Origin of the sequence: Anaeromonas gelatinilytica, assembly GCF_016820635.1 — a bacterium.
Taxonomy (GTDB): domain Bacteria; phylum Bacillota; class Clostridia; order Tissierellales; family SIT17; genus Anaeromonas; species Anaeromonas gelatinilytica.
In genome coordinates, this window is record NZ_WSFU01000088.1 from 21687 (window position 1) to 38306 (window position 16620).

Sequence of the window (16620 nt, forward strand, 5' to 3'; positions counted from 1 at the left end):
ATTTATTAAGGCAGCATAGCTGCCTTAATTTAAAACATGTTCATATCATCAATTGCATTCATAACTTTTTTCTTACTTCTTCTCATAATTCTTTTTTTTTGTCTGGGACTCAATCTACTGGATGCATACACACCTATAGAACTTATTATTGTTCCTGCAATAACACCATTTAAAAATTTATTATTCATATCATCAACTCCTTAAAATTAGTTTACTCAATTATATCAATCTAACTCAAGAAGTTTTTTGAATTTATCCTTATTTTTTTCATAATTATCCTTAAATTGTTTATCAAGTATTAATGCATTATTACAAATATTCATACCTTTTATACATGGTAAAACATTACGTCCATCTAAAATATCTTGTATAACTCCATCTGTCAATACAAATCCCTTGATTTTTCCATTTTTTTCTTCAAACAATATATCATTAATATAACCTAAAGTTTCTCCATTTTTTATTAATACTGGTAAACCTATCATATCATTATAATCATGCATCTGTTTATCTATTTCTGGAAAATCTTTTAAATTTTCTATAGAATTCTTCTTTTCAATCATAATAAAATCTTTACCAATACTAAAAATATTTTTATACCTTATTATTTTATTTCCTCTAAACAGTCCATTTTTACATATAAGTATTGCAGATATTCTAAAGTTTTTTTTTGAGAATATAATTCTTTTTACTGTTCCTATATTATCTCCTAAATAGTCAGCAAAAATATTAAATGTCATTATTTCTTTGGTGCTTTTCAATCTAACACCTCTTTCTATTTCTTTAATAAATACATATATAATTATTATTTCAAAAAAAAATTTTTTTATTAATTTAAATTTAATCTATAAAAGCTACTAATTTAATTAAATCAGTAGCTTTTTCTTTAATGATGATCTTCTTTAGGTTCAAAATCTTTCAATTCTTCAATTATTACACCACTTTTTTCTGAATAATCCTTAAGTGCTGATTTTATTGCCTCTTCGGCTAATACAGAACAATGCATCTTAACTGGAGGAAGTCCATCTAAAGCTTCAGCAACAGCTTTATTAGTTAATTTTAACGCTTCATTAATAGTTTTACCTTTTATTAATTCTGTAGCCATACTTGATGAAGCTATAGCTGACCCACATCCAAAAGTTTTAAATTTTATATCAACTATAATATCATTTTCAATTTTAAGATATATTTTCATTATATCTCCACATTTAGCATTTCCAACTTGTCCTATTCCATCTGCATCTTCAATTTCTCCTACATTTCTTGGATTAGTAAAATGATCCATTACTTTCTCAGAATACATTAATTATCCCCCTTTACATTTTCATACAATGGTGACATATCCCTTAATCTTTGTACAATTTTAGTTAAATTTTCTATTACATAATCTACTTCTTCCTCTGAATTAAAATCACCTAAAGATAATCTTAAAGAACCATGTGCTATTTCATGAGGTAAACCCATTGCTAACAATACATGAGAAGGATCCAAAGAACCAGAAGTACATGCAGATCCACTAGATGCTGCTATACCAGCCATATCTAGGCTCAATAATAAAGCTTCACCCTCAATAAACTCAATTGATATATTTACATTGCCAGGCAGTCTCTTCTCAATATGTCCATTTAATTTTACATTACTAATTCTATCCATTATACCATTTATTAATCTATCTCTTAATCTTATTAAATATTTATTATGAGATTCTAAATCTTCGTATGCTAATTCCAAAGCTTTAGCTAAGCCCACTATTAGTGCAACATTTTCAGTTCCAGCTCTTCTATTTCTTTCTTGAGCACCACCATGAATATATGGATGAAGTTTTACACCTTTTCTAATATATAATGCCCCTATTCCTTTAGGTCCATAAAACTTATGAGCAGACAAGGATAGTAAATCCACTCCTAATTCGTCTACATCAATTTCTATATTTCCTATTACTTGAACAGCATCTGTATGAAAATAAATATTATTTTCTTTTGCTATTTTACCAATTTCTTTAATAGGTTGAATAGTTCCAACTTCATTATTAGCATACATTATAGTAATTAATATAGTATTATCATTTATTGCATTTTTTAAATCATCTAAATTAATCATTCCATATTTGTCTACATCTAAATAAGTAACATTAAATCCATTTCTCTCTAAATACTCACAAGTATGAAGTACAGCATGATGTTCTATTTTAGTAGTTATTATATGATTGCCCTTATCTTTATTTCCAAAAGCAACTCCTTTAATTGCCCAATTATCAGATTCAGATCCTCCACTCGTAAAATATATTTCTCTTGAAGTAGCTCCCAATGTTCTAGCAACTAAATCTCTTGATTCATCTAAAGCCTTTTTTGAATTTCTTCCCTTTTTATATATACTTGAAGGATTTCCATAATTCTCAGTAAAATATGGAATCATACTTTCAACAACTTCTTTCTTTACTTGTGTTGTAGCAGCATTATCCATGTATACATCTTTCATAAAATGTACCTCCCTATTTATCATATTTTCTATTCATACCTATAGAAAAATTAAGTTTAACATTTATTATATATAAAACATATAAGATTTATTTTTATCAATTTCTTCTTGCTCATCTACCATATCTTGTAATGTAACTGTATCTATAACTTGATTAACACTATCTCTAATTTTTTTCCATACTCCTCTAGTTACACAAAATTCTCCTTTATCACAATCTATTGCTTCTCCTTCTATCACACAATCCGCAGGAGCAATATTTCCTTCTAAAGATCTAATAACATCACCTACAGTAATATCTTTTGGTTCACTGGATAAAAGATATCCTCCTTGGGCACCTCTTACGCTATTTACTAATCCATCTTTTCTTAACGTTGCAATCAACTGTTCTAAATAATGTTCTGATATATTTTGTTTCTCAGCAATATCTTTAAGTGGTAATGGCCCTTTGCCAAAATGTAATGATAATTCAAACATAGCTTTAAGACCATATCTACCTTTTGTAGATAATTTCATTTTATCACCCTTTCGAATCCCTACTATACCACTTGGATTTATGTGTTCAGTATATTATATCCGACTATCCTTGTCAAGATTCAATCAATATTAATATCTATAAAATTATTTTATAAATATCAATAAATAAAAATGATAATCATTACTTTCTATTTAATTTTTGGGAAATCTTACAATAAAGTAGTTTCCATCATCTATAATCAAATCTAAACTTCCATTATTTTTTTCTACTAAACTTTTAACAATATACAAACCTAATCCCCTATTTTTATCACCATTAGTTGAAAAATCTTTTTCAAATATATTATCTCTAATCTCTTCCTTAATTATAGGTTTATTATTATATACACTAAATACGTAGTCTCCCACACTTTCATATATTTCTATCTTCAATACTTTATTATCAAATCCTGAAACTTCTAAGGCTTGTACAGCATTTTTCAATAAATTTGTTAATATTTTTGATAAATCATATAAATTAATATTAATATTCTTTGGTAATTCAATAAAATCTATTTCTACATTAATTCCAACCTTTTTGGCTTTATTTATAGCGGAATATATCGTCGCCTCAATTTCTGGAATACCTATTTTATATCTTGACGTTAATAATCTACCTTCCTTAACTACATCCTGTAAATAGTTCAAAGCTTTATCACTTTGTTTCATTTCTAATAATCCTTGAATTATTTGTAAGTGATTAAAAAAATCATGTTTATATATCCTTAGTTTACTGTTCATATCTTCAGTTACTTCTAATCTATAATTAGAAACTTCTTTTTCCGTCATTAACTTTGAAAAAACTAATAGCTCTAATATAATCCATAAAGATATTATTAAACCTACAAACCCTAACATTAAGAAACTTTCTCGCAAAGACTCTTTTGTTTCCCCAATAATAGAATCCATAGATTGGATTGTAGATAAATACCAACCATCTATGCTTTCTATTTTTGAAATACTAAGTAATACCTTCTTATTATTATAATCTATCTCTTTAGTCTCAATATTTATACCTTTATCTATCGAATCTTTTACTTCAGAAGATAAGTTTAAATCTTCTTTATTATTGAATAAAACTTCTCCTTTATCATTAAAAATAGATATGTCATATATATCATTTACTAGTATATCTTTATATAAAGAATTTAATGCATCAATATTTACAATGGTTACTAGTATACCAGCATGAAAATTCCTATCTTTCTCTTGAACATTATGTTTTTCAGCCATAGCTTTCGGTATCATATAATTTAATTTCTGAAATACTATAAGACTTTCTTCATAATCATCTTTTAAATAACTCGTTTCATCATCATTATAAATCCATATTTGATCTCTTTCATCCTTCAAAAATTCTCTATAAACTTTTGATTTTAAAAATTCATCTTCAATAATTTTATGTTCTTCTTCGTTTGAAAAAAATTTATCATTATAAGTTACATATATTAAGTGATCAATAAAATAATTTTCATTCTTAACTTCATTTAATTTTTCCTGTAAATAACTATCTACCCTCTTTTGATACTTTTCTTCTACTTTATCATACTGATATAAAGATGCATTATATCCATTATCATTAGCTATTTCATTAATATCCTTTTTCAAATTATCTATATTATAATCAATTGATTGAGTAGTCTTATATAAAACTTGATTAGAAGATTCAATTCTTTCCTTTGTAATTATAGACATTGTACTTTTATAATTAATAAAAATATTTAAAATCATAGGTATATAGATCAATAATATTATCAATATTAAAAACCTTATTCTTATTTTTTTATCTTTCATTATACTTAGCAAAAAAATTTTCATAGTTTTCACCTCTATTCTATATTGCCCAGGAAATTGATGATTACTTAATTATAGCTATATATGATTTGTCACTTAATATAGATTCAAAATACTTAATGCAGAAATCTATCGAAATGTGTCATGATAAAATTATATCATAAAAGCATATCATATAAATTATAGTTTATTAATTAAATAATATTTTATATTAAATAATATATATAAATATGATATTATTTATTAAAAAGGAGTGAGTATATGTCTACTACTAAAGAAATTTTAAGTAATCTTAAGGAAAGAAATCCAGGAGAATCAGAATTTCATCAGGCTGTAGAAGAAGTTTTATTATCTCTAGAGCCAGTATTGGCAAAAAATCCTCATTACCTAAATACAGGTATTTTAGAAAGGCTAGTAGAACCTGAAAGACAAATAATCTTTAGAGTTCCATGGGTAGATGATCATGGAAATGTTCAAGTAAATAGGGGATTTAGAATTCAATTCAACAGTGCTATAGGTCCATATAAGGGTGGATTAAGATTTCATCCATCAGTTTATCTTGGCATAATTAAATTTTTAGGATTTGAACAAATATTTAAAAATTCATTAACTGGCTTGCCAATAGGCGGAGGTAAAGGTGGTTCCGACTTTGATCCTAAAGGTAAGTCTGACGGAGAAATAATGAGATTTTGCCAAAGTTTTATGACTGAATTATATAAGCATGTTGGTCCTGACATTGATGTACCTGCTGGAGATATCGGAGTTGGTGGAAGAGAAATAGGATATCTTTTTGGTCAATACAAGAGAATAAAAAATGGTTACCAAGGTGGAGTACTTACAGGAAAAGGTTTATCCTATGGAGGTTCCTTAGGAAGAAAAGAAGCTACTGGATATGGACTAATATATTTTATTAAAGAAATGCTACGAGTAAATAATTATACATTAACAGGTAAAACTATAACTATTTCTGGATCAGGAAATGTCGCTATCCATGCATGCGAGAAAGCTCAACAAAATGGTGCTAAAGTCATTGCTATGTGTGATTCTAAAGGATATATTTATGATGAAAATGGAATTAACCTTGATACTATTAAACAAATAAAAGAAATAGAAAGAAAAAGGATAAGTGAATATATTAAATACCATCCAAAAGCAAAATATAACGAAGGACAAAAAGGTATTTGGTCAGTTAAATGTGATATAGCACTTCCATGTGCTACACAAAATGACATCCACTTAGAACATGCTAAACAATTAATTAATAATGGTGTTCAAGTTATTGGTGAAGGAGCTAATATGCCTTGTACAAATGAAGCTCTTAAGTTTTTCTTAGAAAAAGGAATATTAGTTGCCCCTTCTAAAGCTGCAAATGCTGGTGGTGTTTCCGTTTCTGCCCTAGAAATGAGTCAAAATAGTATGAGATTATCTTGGGATTTCGAAAAAGTAGATGAAAAGTTACAAAATATAATGATTAATATTTTTAAAGCTTCTGATAATGCCGCTAAAGAATATGGAATGGAAGGTAATTATATAGCTGGTGCAAATATTGCAGGATTTTTAAGAGTTGCAAATGCTATGTTAGAACAAGGTGTAGTATAAAAAGCTCCCCACTTGGGGAGCTTTTTATACTTATATCAACTCTTTTGCCAATCTAGATGCTACTTTAGCATTATTATAAACTAATTGTATATTTGATTTTAAACTTTCACCTTTTGTGACTTCTTTTATTTTAGATAATAAGAATGGTGTTGTTTCTTTTCCTTTAATATTATTATCATCAGCTTCCTCTAAAGCATTATTAATTGCCTTATCTATCTCATTATAATCCATTTCATATTCTTTTGGTATAGGATTTCCAATTACTAATCCACCTTTTAAATTTAAATCCCATTTCGTTTTAATAGCTTTTGCTAATTCTTTTTCTGATTTCACTGAATAATCTACCTTAAATCCACTTTTTCTTGTATAAAATGCTGGAAATTCTTCTGTACCAAACCCAATTACAGGAACACCTTGAGTCTCTAAATATTCCAAAGTTAAACCTATATCTAAAATAGATTTAGCTCCTGAACAAACAACTGCTACATCCGTGTTTGCTAATTCCATAAGATCTGCAGATATATCAAATGTATCTTGGGCATTTCTATGAACACCGCCTATTCCTCCAGTAGCAAATACTCTTATATTTGCTAAATCTGCAATTATCATTGTAGTAGCCACGGTTGTTGCTCCATCTAACTCTTTCGATATAATAAATGGTAAATCTCTCCTGCTAGTTTTTACAACAGATTCTGATCTTCCCAAATATTCTAATTCCTCATCAGTTAGTCCAACTTTTATTTTACCCCCTAATATAGCAACAGTAGCAGGAATACTACCATTTTCTCTTACTATTCTTTCTACTTCTCTTGCTGTTTCTACATTTTGAGGATATGGCATTCCATGAGATATTATTGTTGATTCTAATGCTACCACTGGCTTTTTATTCTCTAATGCATCCTTTACCTCTTCATTAATCTCTATATATTTTTCTAACATATTCTCATCTCCTCTATTAATTTATTTATATTATTTATTGACATATTCCTATTAACTGTATTTTCATCCATCATTGTAATTAATGATGATGCTATTGAAAATATTACTATATCTTTTAAAGAAAATCCCTTGTGTTTCCCATAAATTAAAGCTGCCATAAATGCATCTCCAGCACCAGTAGCATTTATTACATTAATTTGTGGACTTTTTATATGTCCAGATGTATCCATATTTTTATAATATACTCCATCCTTTCCCAATGTAATGATTATATTTTTAACTCCTTTATTTAAAAAGAAATCTGCAACTCTATCTAAATCTTTATTAGATTTAATTTTAATTCCACTCAAAATCTCAGCCTCGTATTTATTAGGTTTAATAGTATGAAATTTACCTATTATATCCTTTATTTTTAATGCTTTAGTTGTTGAAACTGTATCAATAAATATATCTTTCGTTTTATAATAATTAACTATATAATCTATTGATTCCTTAGGTAAATTCGTATCCAAAACTATACACTTAGAAATTCCTATTAATCCTGTTTTCTTTCTTAGAAAATCTATTGTTATTTCATTAAATATATCCATTGATGAAATTGCTACATTCATATCTCCATCATTATTTAATATTGATAAATAAGTAGATGTAGAATATTTATCAGTTACCAGTATATTCTCTGTAGATAGATTTGAAATCTGTAATTCTTTCAAAATTTTTCTTCCATATATATCATCGCCTACTGCAGAAATTAAATTTACTTTTACTCCTAATAATGAAAGGTTTTCTGCAATATTCCTACCAACACCTCCTACAGAAAGTTTTATCTCTCCAGGATTTGAATCTCTTTGAATTAAATTCTCTTTACTAAATCCTTGAATATCTATATTACTACCTCCAATAACTACAATATCTTCATTATTAAGAATATAACCCTTTCCTTTAATAATACCTTTTTTCATTAAATTAGCTATGTGTACTGCTACTGAAGACCTTTTAATATTTAAGATGTTAGCTAATTCTTGTTGACTTATTAGAGGGTTTTCACTTATTATTTTTAATATTTCTTTTTCTCTATCAGTCATTATAACACCAACTTTTGTTTATTTAATAAACTTATGTCTATATATTATGATTATAATTTCATTTTGTCAAGTATTTTTTATTCTTATAAAAATTCCTCTAATACATCAAAGATTTCCATACGCTACCATATTTAAATTAAATATCTATAGACAGACTTTAATTTAAAAAACTTTGACGTCAAAAAAGGAGACATTTCCGCCTCCTTAGTATAATTTGAATTAAGTACTTTTATTCTTTTTAATCTTTTTCTGAAACTCTTGAAATTTTAACTCCATTTTATTATTAGCTGGTTCATAATATTTTCTATCTTTAATATTATCTGGTAAATATTGTTGTTCCACATAATGATTTGGATAAGAGTGAGGATATTTATATTCTACTCCTCTACCTAATTTAGCAGAATTTTTATAATGACTATCTTTTATATGAATTGGTATATCTCCAATATTACCTGTATCAATATCTTTTAAAGCTTTATCTATTGCATTTATAGCTGAATTTGATTTTGGCGAATTAGCTAACAAAATGACTCCTTGAGCTAATGGAATTCTAGCTTCTGGAAATCCTAATTTCAAAGCTGATTCTACACAATTATTAACTATTGTTATTGCATTAGGATAAGCTAAACCAATGTCTTCCGAAGCAATTACTAATAAACGTCTACAAATAGATGTTAAATCTCCAGCCTTTATTAATCTTGCAAGATAATGAATTGCAGCATCAACATCACTTCCCCTAATTGACTTTTGAAATGCGCTAAGAGTATCATAATGATTATCCCCAAATTTATCATAATTAAACCCAGAAGTTTGAGTACATTCCTTAGCTATTTCTAAATCTATTAATATATTATCTTTATTTAAACTGTAATATATTGCTGATTCTAAATTATTTAATCCCGTTCTCAAATCACCATTAGCCATATTAGCTATATATTCTAAAGCTTCATCCTTATAATCAATATTTTTATTTACTACTTCTTTTTCTGCAAAAATAATTCCTCTTTTTAATCCCTGAATAATATCTTCAACTTGAAGTTTTTTAAATTCAAAAATAGTAGATCTACTTATAATAGCATTAAAAATTGTAAAATAAGGATTTTCTGTAGTACTAGATATCAGCGTAATCTGTCCATTCTCAATAAATTTTAATAATGATTGTTGTTGCTTTTTATTAAAATTTTGAATCTCATCTAAATAGAGTAATATACCATCTTTAGCTAAAAAAGTATCTAAATCATTTATTATATTTTTTATATCTTTAACTGAAGCATTTGTAGCATTAAGTTTATATAATCTTTTACTCGTAGAATCAGCAATTATGTTAGCTACTGTAGTCTTTCCAGTTCCTGGTGGTCCATAAAAAATCATATTTGGTATATGTTTAGACTCAATAATATTTTTAAGTAATTTTTCTTTTCCTAATATATGTTTTTGACCTACAACTTCTTCTAAAGTTTTAGGTCTTACTAAATCTGCTAAGGGTTTCATAATATCACCTTTCAGTTATTCAATAATATAATATCCTATATTATTATACTTAAATTATTTTATTAATATCATTTATTATATAGAAATAAACTACAAAATGTATTATATCATCAGTAACATTAGTTGTAAAAAAATTCTTCTTGTCATCTTATATATTAATTCTATTTAAAATATTTACTATAATATTAACTTTATACAATTAATAACTCTCTATTTTTTCATATAATATATTTTTCTTGTTTTAATATTATTTATATCTATATATTATATAATTGTTTTATATATTTAATTTCTTCATTTATTCCTTTGTCTATATCAGTATTTTTTTCTCTATATATTATTTTTTCATAAATATTTGTACAAGCCTTAGTATTCATTTGTTCCTCTATTATTGGTTCTGTATATATAATTTTTCCTTTTTTATTTAATATATCTTCTATTATAGTTATAGAATCATTCACACTTAATGAATAACCTTCACCAATGTTTATAACTGTATCTAGAACTTCTCTATTAAGTAATTGAATAATAGAATCTACCACATCATCCACATAAATAAAATCTCTCTTTTGATTTCCATCTCCATAAACAATTATATCTTCATCTAATAAAATATTTTTTATAAATTTATGAAATGCCATATCTGGTCTTTGATGTGGTCCATATGTTGTAAAAAATCTTAAATTAATTATATCAATATTATAAGTATGACCATAATAAGTAGATAAACTTTCCCCCGCTAGTTTGCTAACACCATATAAAGATATTGGTTTCGGATTACTGATTTCTGACATAGGTAATATTCCATTCTCTCCATACACAGTAGAGGAAGATGCATATATAAATTTTTCAACACCTTTATTTTTTATAGATTCTAATATTCTTTGAGTAGCAATGATATTATATCTAATATATTCATCAAAATTAATTTCATTACAATTATTAACTCCAGGTATATCTGCTAAATGTACTACACTATCAATATTCAATCCTTTTATCAGACGTTTCATATTAGGGTCTAATATATTATTTTCTAAAAAAATAAAATTTGGATCACCTAATAAATTCTTTAAATTAAACTCTTTTATAAACTTATCATAATTATGATAAAAATTATCTACTCCTAATACTTTATAACCCTTACGAAGTAACTCTTCGCATAATTTACTCCCAACAAATCCAGCTGCTCCTGTAATTAAAATCATAAAAAACCTCCTTAATCATATTATTTATTATTAATATATGATATAAGGAAGCTTTTTGTTTTATATGCTTTTACGAATATATCTACCAGATATAGGATATGAGTAATCATTATTATTTGCTATATTTATAGTTGCAATAATAGGAAAAATAAATGTTACTATTGCTATTAATATTAAAAGTGGTATTCCTATTAAAATTAAAACTAATATTCCAGCAATTGCTCCCAAAACTAATATCATAATATGAAAACCTAAGGCTTCCATCGCTTGAGTTTTTATGAACCCATCTTTGGCAAATAATAGAATAATTAAAGGAATAATTATAGGCATACCAATAAATATTCCTAAATGACATATAATTGATAATATTTTTTGTTCATTTGTTAACACTTTTTCACTCCCTTCCTTATATACTATTATATTATATTGGAAGTTAATAAATCTTTAAATAATTTTTTTCGAAACATATTGTGAAGTCATTAATTTTAATATACTACCATAATTTAGTTTAAATAATACTTCATCTCCAATTTTATATTCTTTATCACTATCAGTAACATCTATTATTAAATGATCACTACTTTCTCCTATTAATAAAATATTACCATCCATTGGAATTAAATCATCTATTTCAACATCCTGTTTTCCAATGGCACATATAGCTCTTTTTCTATTTCCTTTGTCTGTAAATTTAGGTTTTCTTCCAAAAGCATCCATTCCAATTTCACCAATAGGTACTGAAGGTTTTTCCTTCAATTCTATTATCTGAGCTGCTAATTTAAAGCAGTCATTATAAGTATTCTTGATTTGATTTCCGAAGGCTGTTTCTCTGCCTAATATTAAAGCTTCTCCTAGTCTTAATTGATTAATCTTATCTGGCATTTCTCCAGATTCTATTAAATGTAAAGAAGATGAATTACCACCAGATAACACCTCTAATTTTATATTGAATTTTTTTTCTATATTTTCTCCTATTTCAACTAATCTATTTAAATTGTCCCTACTAGGTATAACTCCTCCATAACAAGTAAGATTAGTTCCTAATCCCAATAATTTAATCCCTTTAAAGTTTAATATCTTTTCAACTGAATCATAAATCTTGCTTTCATCAAATATTCCTTCTCTTAAATCACCTAAATCTATCATTAAAATAATACTATGGATCTTATTTTGCTTAATTGCAGAATTTGATAATAACTGTATTGTTTCAACTTCTGAGTTAAGAGATATATCTGAATACTTCACTATTTCATCTATTTCAGATAACATAGGCAATCTCAACATTAATTTTGGAACATTAATATCTTTAATCTTTTTTATATTCTCTATTCTTGAATCAGCTAAAAATTGGACTCCCCCTTCAACATATATTTTAGCTAAATCTCTATTAGCACAAAAGGCTTTAGTTACACCTCCAACATTAATACCATTACTTCTACATATATTTACTAGATTCTCTACATTCTTTTTTAATTTATCTCTATAAATTAAAATTTTTGGATACGACATTTTTACAAAACCTCCTTTTTTAAATAAGTCCAACCAATGGTTGGACTTATTTAATAAGTTATTATATTTTTAAACTTTTCTTTAATAAAGATAATGCTGCCTCTGGATATTCTTTAGATAAAACTCCTAATGAAGCCATTATATAGTCATTGTCTACCAATATTTTAGCTTCTTTATTTGGAAATAAATCATTTCCTTTATTACTTCGTGCAATTTCTTTCATTATTTCTACTCTATTTGGCAACCTTGTTAATGCTCCTCCAGTTCCTACAATATATTTTACATTTGTTAAATCTTTTCCTTCTGCAACAGTTTTCTTTCCTGAAGGACCATAAAGATTCCTAAATTTACCTGCATGTCTTTGTACAGAAGTCATAGTTGCTTCTTTAGTAAGTTCTTCAACAAATTTCTTCTCCATATCAGTATGTGGAATTGGTTTATGATTTTTTATTAATTCTTCAAGTTTTTCTAAAGAAATATTTAACCTAGATGCCAATTCCTCTACCCCTATTCTATTTACGATATTCTTCATATTTACATATACCCCTAAATCACCTTCTACAGTTCTCTTTGCTACAGGTTCTGGATTGATTAATATTCTATTTACTTCTTCACTACCTTCTGTAACCGAATGTAAATCAGTAGTAGCACCTCCAACATCTAAAGTGATCAAATCTCCAATTTCTTCTTTTAATAATTTTGACGCTAACATCACAGCTCCTGGAGTTGGTATTATAGGTCCATTAACAATATCTCTTACTTTTGTCATTCCAGGTGCATGAATTATATGTTCCTCAAAAACATCTTGAATTACTCTTCTTGTAGGTTCAATATTTAATTGATCAATTTTAGGATATACATTTTCTACTAAATATAATTTTGATGGGGTATCTTCAAATATTAATCTGATTTCTTCTTGATTTTCAATGTTACCTGCATATATTATAGGTACATTTAAATTCAATTCTGCAATTTTTTCGGCATTATGGATAGCGGTATCTCTTTCTCCATAATCTACTCCTCCAGCTATTAATATTATATTAGGATTTATCTCTTTTATCTTTTTTATATCCGTTCTTCTCAGTTTACCTGATGTTATTTGATGAATATTGGCACCTGCACCTAAAGCAGCTTCTTTTGCAGCTTTCACAGTCATATCATATACTAATCCATGAACCGTCATTCGAAGTCCACCTGCTGCTGAACTGGTTGCAATCAATTTATCATATCCAATCTTATCTACTCCTAAATTTTCCTTTAAATCATCAATTGCAGCATTCAATCCAATATTGACATCTCCCTCATCAACACTAGTAGGAGCTTGCCCTTGCCCTATAAATTTAGGATAAGAAGTAAAAATTTCATTAAATGCATTTATTACTGTAGTAGTGCTCCCAATTTCAGCAACTAAAATATTAATTTTCATTTCTTTTTCTTCTCATTTCAACTAATTTTGTAGCAACATGGATACCTTTACTTCCTCTACCAAAACCAGCATCCATTCCATTGCTTACAGCTATCTCTGGTGTAACTTGTGTACCACCAGCTAGAATTGTAATTTTATCTCTTATACCTTTCTCTATAGCTAATTCATGGATTTTTGACATGTTCTTATAATGAATATCATCATGACTTATTATAGTTGATGCTAGAATTGCATCAGCTTTAGTCTCAATTGCTGCATCCACTAATTTTTCTACAGGCACTGAAGTTCCTAAATAATGACACTCAATACCATATTTCTCAATTCCTCCGTGCTTAATATCTATTATCTCTCTAAGGCCTACAGAATGCTCATCTTCTCCAACTGTTCCTGCTACAATTGTCATTGAATTATTTTCTATGTCTTCCCTAATTTCATCCTCGCTCATCATCTTGGGTTTTGGTGGTATAACTAAATCATCTGTATCAATTGTAAATGGTACTCTACCTTTTATTTCTATTTTAGTACCCTCAGCATATTGCATAATTTCTTTGTGAATAACCTCAACATCTTCTAAGCCCATCTTTTTACCAATTTCTATAGCTGCAAATTCTGCAACTCTCTCATTAGTCGGTAAGAATAAAGTGGTTTGAACAATCCCATCTCCTTGCCATTCCATTTCTGGCTTAAGTTTTGTTGATTCTCTTAATTCCTTAGTTTCTTCTAACCTAACATTTACATTGTCATTTTCATCTAACTCATCAATATAAACAATTTTATCTGAATTTTTTAGCGTATCTCCATTTATGAGGCTTGATGGATTATCTTCAGCTGATTCATCATATTGAGATACATTGTTATATCCAAAAAACGCTGTAACCGGCGCCATATAATCTTCATCTCTTTCGTATACGGTACCTTCACCGATTCCACCATCTATTTTTCTTGCTATACCATCACCATTTCTTTCAGGATATTGACCAGAATCTACAAAAAATCCTTCCTCTACTGCCTTAAAATATCCTCCTGTTTCAATTATTTCTTCCATAAATAGTACAGCTCTTTCTTTTAATTCTCTTACTTTATCAGCAAGTTCTCCTTTATCTCTCTTAATTTGTACCATTTCAGTTAATCCATCCATACCTGCTAAAGCTTGTTTAGCTGTATCAGTACCTTCTATATTATATATATGCCATGGTACATTTCTTCCTTCATCAGGAGTAATTGTAGATTGAATCTCTGCCCTAGTTAATTTAGATATTAATAAGTTTAATGTATGAGTTACAGTTGCTTCTCTAGTAGACGATCCCATATATTTAGTATTTTGTTGTGCTCTCATTTTATATTCTCTAAATAACTCTCTTAACGCAACTGCATAAGGTAAATCTAATCTCATAGATGGTGCTGGCGGAGCAGTAGGGGGAACTGTTGATAACGCAATATTCTCTTTATCCATACCTACTTTTACAGAAAATATTGAATTTAATGCATGTTGTACCATTAATTCAGGCATAACTTTCCATGCTTCTCTAGCTGTTGCATTAGCATTATGAGCTCCATCTATCTGGGCCATTCCAGCCCACGACATGACCTTCTTAGCATTAGCTGCATCAACAAACGATCTTATCATATTTATATTTCTATAAAGCACATTATATTGAGGATCCTGATGAGCTCCATTTACCCCTTCTTCTGCAAACATTACTGCTATTTCAGGTCCTGCAACACCACTAACATAGGAATGATAATTAATTGGTCTGCCTACTTCATCTTCAATAATATCCAAAGCTTTTCTTTGAGCTCTAACTTGTTTTCTAGTAATTGGTATACCACCAACTCCTTGAGGTGTACCTTCAATAAGTCCATCAAAATGACTTTGTCCAGCGGTTCTTATAACCATAAGATGATCAGCTCCATGCCAAGCTGCCATTCTCATTCTTCTAATATCATCCTCAAATCTTCCTGAAGCTATTTCAGTAGTTATCACACTAGTTGGTTGTGGATCTATATCATTAAAATAATGAGCTGAAGGCAACGGCTGACTTTGCTTTAAATTTTCAGCAGTATCATAATATTCAAATTGTCCTATCTTTCTTTTTTCTCCAGTACCTTTTCTCCATGTCCAACCTGTTCTTCTAGGTCTATACTTGTCTAGATCTTTTAAGATTTCCTTTATATCTAACTTTTCATTTGGTTTAAGCTCCACGATTTTCACCTCCGAATATATCTATAGCTTCATCCCATAATTCACCATCTAATAATTTTAATCCTGTTTCTCTAATACCTGAATTATTCTCTTTGGCAAGTCTATATATTATATGTCCAACACCTTTTCCTACTAACCCTCTATCTAATGCGCCTTCAACTATACCTTTTGCTTCTATACTGGAAAAACCCATTCTCATAACTACAGATCTCTCTATAGAAGGAGTAGTATTTTTTGATGCTAAGTCTACCATTGGCTCTACTATTTTTTCTGCTAATTCCCAAAATCTTGCTTCTAACTGTTCTTCTGTCAAATCAGCTAAATGTTCTCTTCTCTTTAAAAAATCATCTTCTCTCTTCATTTACCACACCTCCA

The 16620-nt window shown here is 27.9% G+C and carries 16 protein-coding genes; 1 reads left to right on the forward strand and 15 read right to left on the reverse strand.

Annotated elements, in window-relative coordinates:
* Positions 1-29 precede the first annotated feature (29 nt).
* The 6 genes from GOQ29_RS07060 to GOQ29_RS07085 form a co-directional block, all read right to left on the reverse strand.
* The gene (locus tag GOQ29_RS07060; protein WP_203371945.1) at positions 30-188 is read right to left on the reverse strand and encodes a hypothetical protein; all 159 of its coding nucleotides are present in this window, start codon (positions 186-188) and stop codon (positions 30-32) included.
* Positions 189-224: 36 nt separating this feature from the next.
* Positions 225-761, reverse strand: coding sequence for a PRC-barrel domain-containing protein (locus GOQ29_RS07065; RefSeq protein ID WP_203371946.1), 537 nt, complete (start codon positions 759-761; stop codon positions 225-227).
* Positions 762-886: 125 nt separating this feature from the next.
* Positions 887-1303, reverse strand: a complete 417-nt coding sequence (gene nifU / locus GOQ29_RS07070) for a Fe-S cluster assembly scaffold protein NifU (RefSeq protein ID WP_203371947.1) — start codon at positions 1301-1303, stop codon at positions 887-889.
* A complete protein-coding gene (nifS, locus tag GOQ29_RS07075) occupies positions 1303-2478 on the reverse strand; it encodes a cysteine desulfurase NifS (protein WP_203371948.1) in 1176 nt (391 codons plus the stop codon). The genes nifU and nifS overlap by 1 nt, the downstream gene beginning before the upstream one ends.
* 66 nt (positions 2479-2544) lie before the next feature.
* Positions 2545-2994: an RrF2 family transcriptional regulator gene (locus GOQ29_RS07080; protein ID WP_203371949.1), complete on the reverse strand. Its 450-nt coding sequence runs from the start codon at positions 2992-2994 to the stop codon at positions 2545-2547.
* Between the two features lie 153 nt (positions 2995-3147).
* A complete protein-coding gene (locus tag GOQ29_RS07085) occupies positions 3148-4812 on the reverse strand; it encodes a Spo0B domain-containing protein (protein WP_203371950.1) in 1665 nt (554 codons plus the stop codon).
* Positions 4813-5049: 237 nt separating this feature from the next.
* Between GOQ29_RS07085 and gdhA the strand changes: the two genes are divergently transcribed.
* Positions 5050-6387: an NADP-specific glutamate dehydrogenase gene (gdhA, locus tag GOQ29_RS07090; protein WP_203371951.1), complete on the forward strand. Its 1338-nt coding sequence runs from the start codon at positions 5050-5052 to the stop codon at positions 6385-6387.
* A gap of 30 nt (positions 6388-6417) precedes the next feature.
* Here the strand turns inward: gdhA and GOQ29_RS07095 are convergent, their stop codons facing one another.
* From GOQ29_RS07095 to GOQ29_RS07135, 9 genes are all read right to left on the reverse strand, one after another.
* Entirely contained in the window at positions 6418-7326 is a 909-nt protein-coding gene (locus tag GOQ29_RS07095) for a pseudouridine-5'-phosphate glycosidase (RefSeq protein ID WP_203371952.1), read from the reverse strand.
* Positions 7320-8411, reverse strand: a complete 1092-nt coding sequence (locus GOQ29_RS07100) for a PfkB family carbohydrate kinase (protein WP_203371953.1) — start codon at positions 8409-8411, stop codon at positions 7320-7322. Before GOQ29_RS07100 ends, GOQ29_RS07095 begins: the two co-directional genes overlap by 7 nt.
* A 219-nt stretch (positions 8412-8630) precedes the next feature.
* Positions 8631-9902 carry a replication-associated recombination protein A gene (locus GOQ29_RS07105; RefSeq protein WP_203371954.1) on the reverse strand — a complete coding sequence of 424 codons (1272 nt, stop codon included), beginning with the start codon at positions 9900-9902 and terminating at the stop codon, positions 8631-8633.
* 257 nt (positions 9903-10159) lie between these two features.
* On the reverse strand, positions 10160-11107 hold the full coding sequence (locus GOQ29_RS07110) for an NAD-dependent epimerase/dehydratase family protein (RefSeq protein WP_203371955.1): 948 nt from the start codon (positions 11105-11107) through the stop codon (positions 10160-10162).
* A gap of 60 nt (positions 11108-11167) precedes the next feature.
* Entirely contained in the window at positions 11168-11497 is a 330-nt protein-coding gene (locus tag GOQ29_RS07115; protein WP_203371956.1) for a magnetosome magnetite crystal formation protein family, read from the reverse strand.
* A gap of 54 nt (positions 11498-11551) precedes the next feature.
* On the reverse strand, positions 11552-12616 hold the full coding sequence (orr, locus tag GOQ29_RS07120) for an ornithine racemase Orr (protein WP_203371957.1): 1065 nt from the start codon (positions 12614-12616) through the stop codon (positions 11552-11554).
* A gap of 61 nt (positions 12617-12677) precedes the next feature.
* Positions 12678-14042 (reverse strand): GlmL-related ornithine degradation protein, encoded by a 1365-nt coding sequence (locus GOQ29_RS07125; protein ID WP_203371958.1) that lies wholly within the window; start codon positions 14040-14042, stop codon positions 12678-12680.
* Complete coding sequence (gene oraE, locus GOQ29_RS07130; RefSeq protein ID WP_203371959.1) at positions 14032-16245, reverse strand: D-ornithine 4,5-aminomutase subunit OraE; 2214 nt, start codon at positions 16243-16245, stop codon at positions 14032-14034. Before oraE ends, GOQ29_RS07125 begins: the two co-directional genes overlap by 11 nt.
* On the reverse strand, positions 16235-16606 hold the full coding sequence (locus tag GOQ29_RS07135) for an ornithine aminomutase subunit alpha (RefSeq protein WP_203371960.1): 372 nt from the start codon (positions 16604-16606) through the stop codon (positions 16235-16237). The genes oraE and GOQ29_RS07135 overlap by 11 nt, the downstream gene beginning before the upstream one ends.
* Between the last annotated feature and the right edge of the window lie 14 nt (positions 16607-16620).

Bases quoted from the DNA above. Each gene is read 5' to 3' on its own strand.
- GOQ29_RS07080 (WP_203371949.1), bottom strand. From the start codon at position 2,994: ATGAAATTATCTACAAAAGGTAGATATGGTCTTAAAGCTATGTTTGAA.
- GOQ29_RS07110 (WP_203371955.1), bottom strand. From the start codon at position 11,107: ATGATTTTAATTACAGGAGCAGCTGGATTTGTTGGGAGTAAATTATGC.
- GOQ29_RS07095 (WP_203371952.1), bottom strand. From the start codon at position 7,326: ATGTTAGAAAAATATATAGAGATTAATGAAGAGGTAAAGGATGCATTA.
- GOQ29_RS07085 (WP_203371950.1), bottom strand. From the start codon at position 4,812: ATGAAAATTTTTTTGCTAAGTATAATGAAAGATAAAAAAATAAGAATA.
- gdhA (WP_203371951.1), top strand. From the start codon at position 5,050: ATGTCTACTACTAAAGAAATTTTAAGTAATCTTAAGGAAAGAAATCCA.
- nifS (WP_203371948.1), bottom strand. From the start codon at position 2,478: ATGAAAGATGTATACATGGATAATGCTGCTACAACACAAGTAAAGAAA.
- GOQ29_RS07125 (WP_203371958.1), bottom strand. From the start codon at position 14,042: ATGAAAATTAATATTTTAGTTGCTGAAATTGGGAGCACTACTACAGTA.
- GOQ29_RS07135 (WP_203371960.1), bottom strand. From the start codon at position 16,606: ATGAAGAGAGAAGATGATTTTTTAAAGAGAAGAGAACATTTAGCTGAT.
- GOQ29_RS07060 (WP_203371945.1), bottom strand. From the start codon at position 188: ATGAATAATAAATTTTTAAATGGTGTTATTGCAGGAACAATAATAAGT.
- orr (WP_203371957.1), bottom strand. From the start codon at position 12,616: ATGTCGTATCCAAAAATTTTAATTTATAGAGATAAATTAAAAAAGAAT.
- GOQ29_RS07105 (WP_203371954.1), bottom strand. From the start codon at position 9,902: ATGAAACCCTTAGCAGATTTAGTAAGACCTAAAACTTTAGAAGAAGTT.
- nifU (WP_203371947.1), bottom strand. From the start codon at position 1,303: ATGTATTCTGAGAAAGTAATGGATCATTTTACTAATCCAAGAAATGTA.
- GOQ29_RS07100 (WP_203371953.1), bottom strand. From the start codon at position 8,411: ATGACTGATAGAGAAAAAGAAATATTAAAAATAATAAGTGAAAACCCT.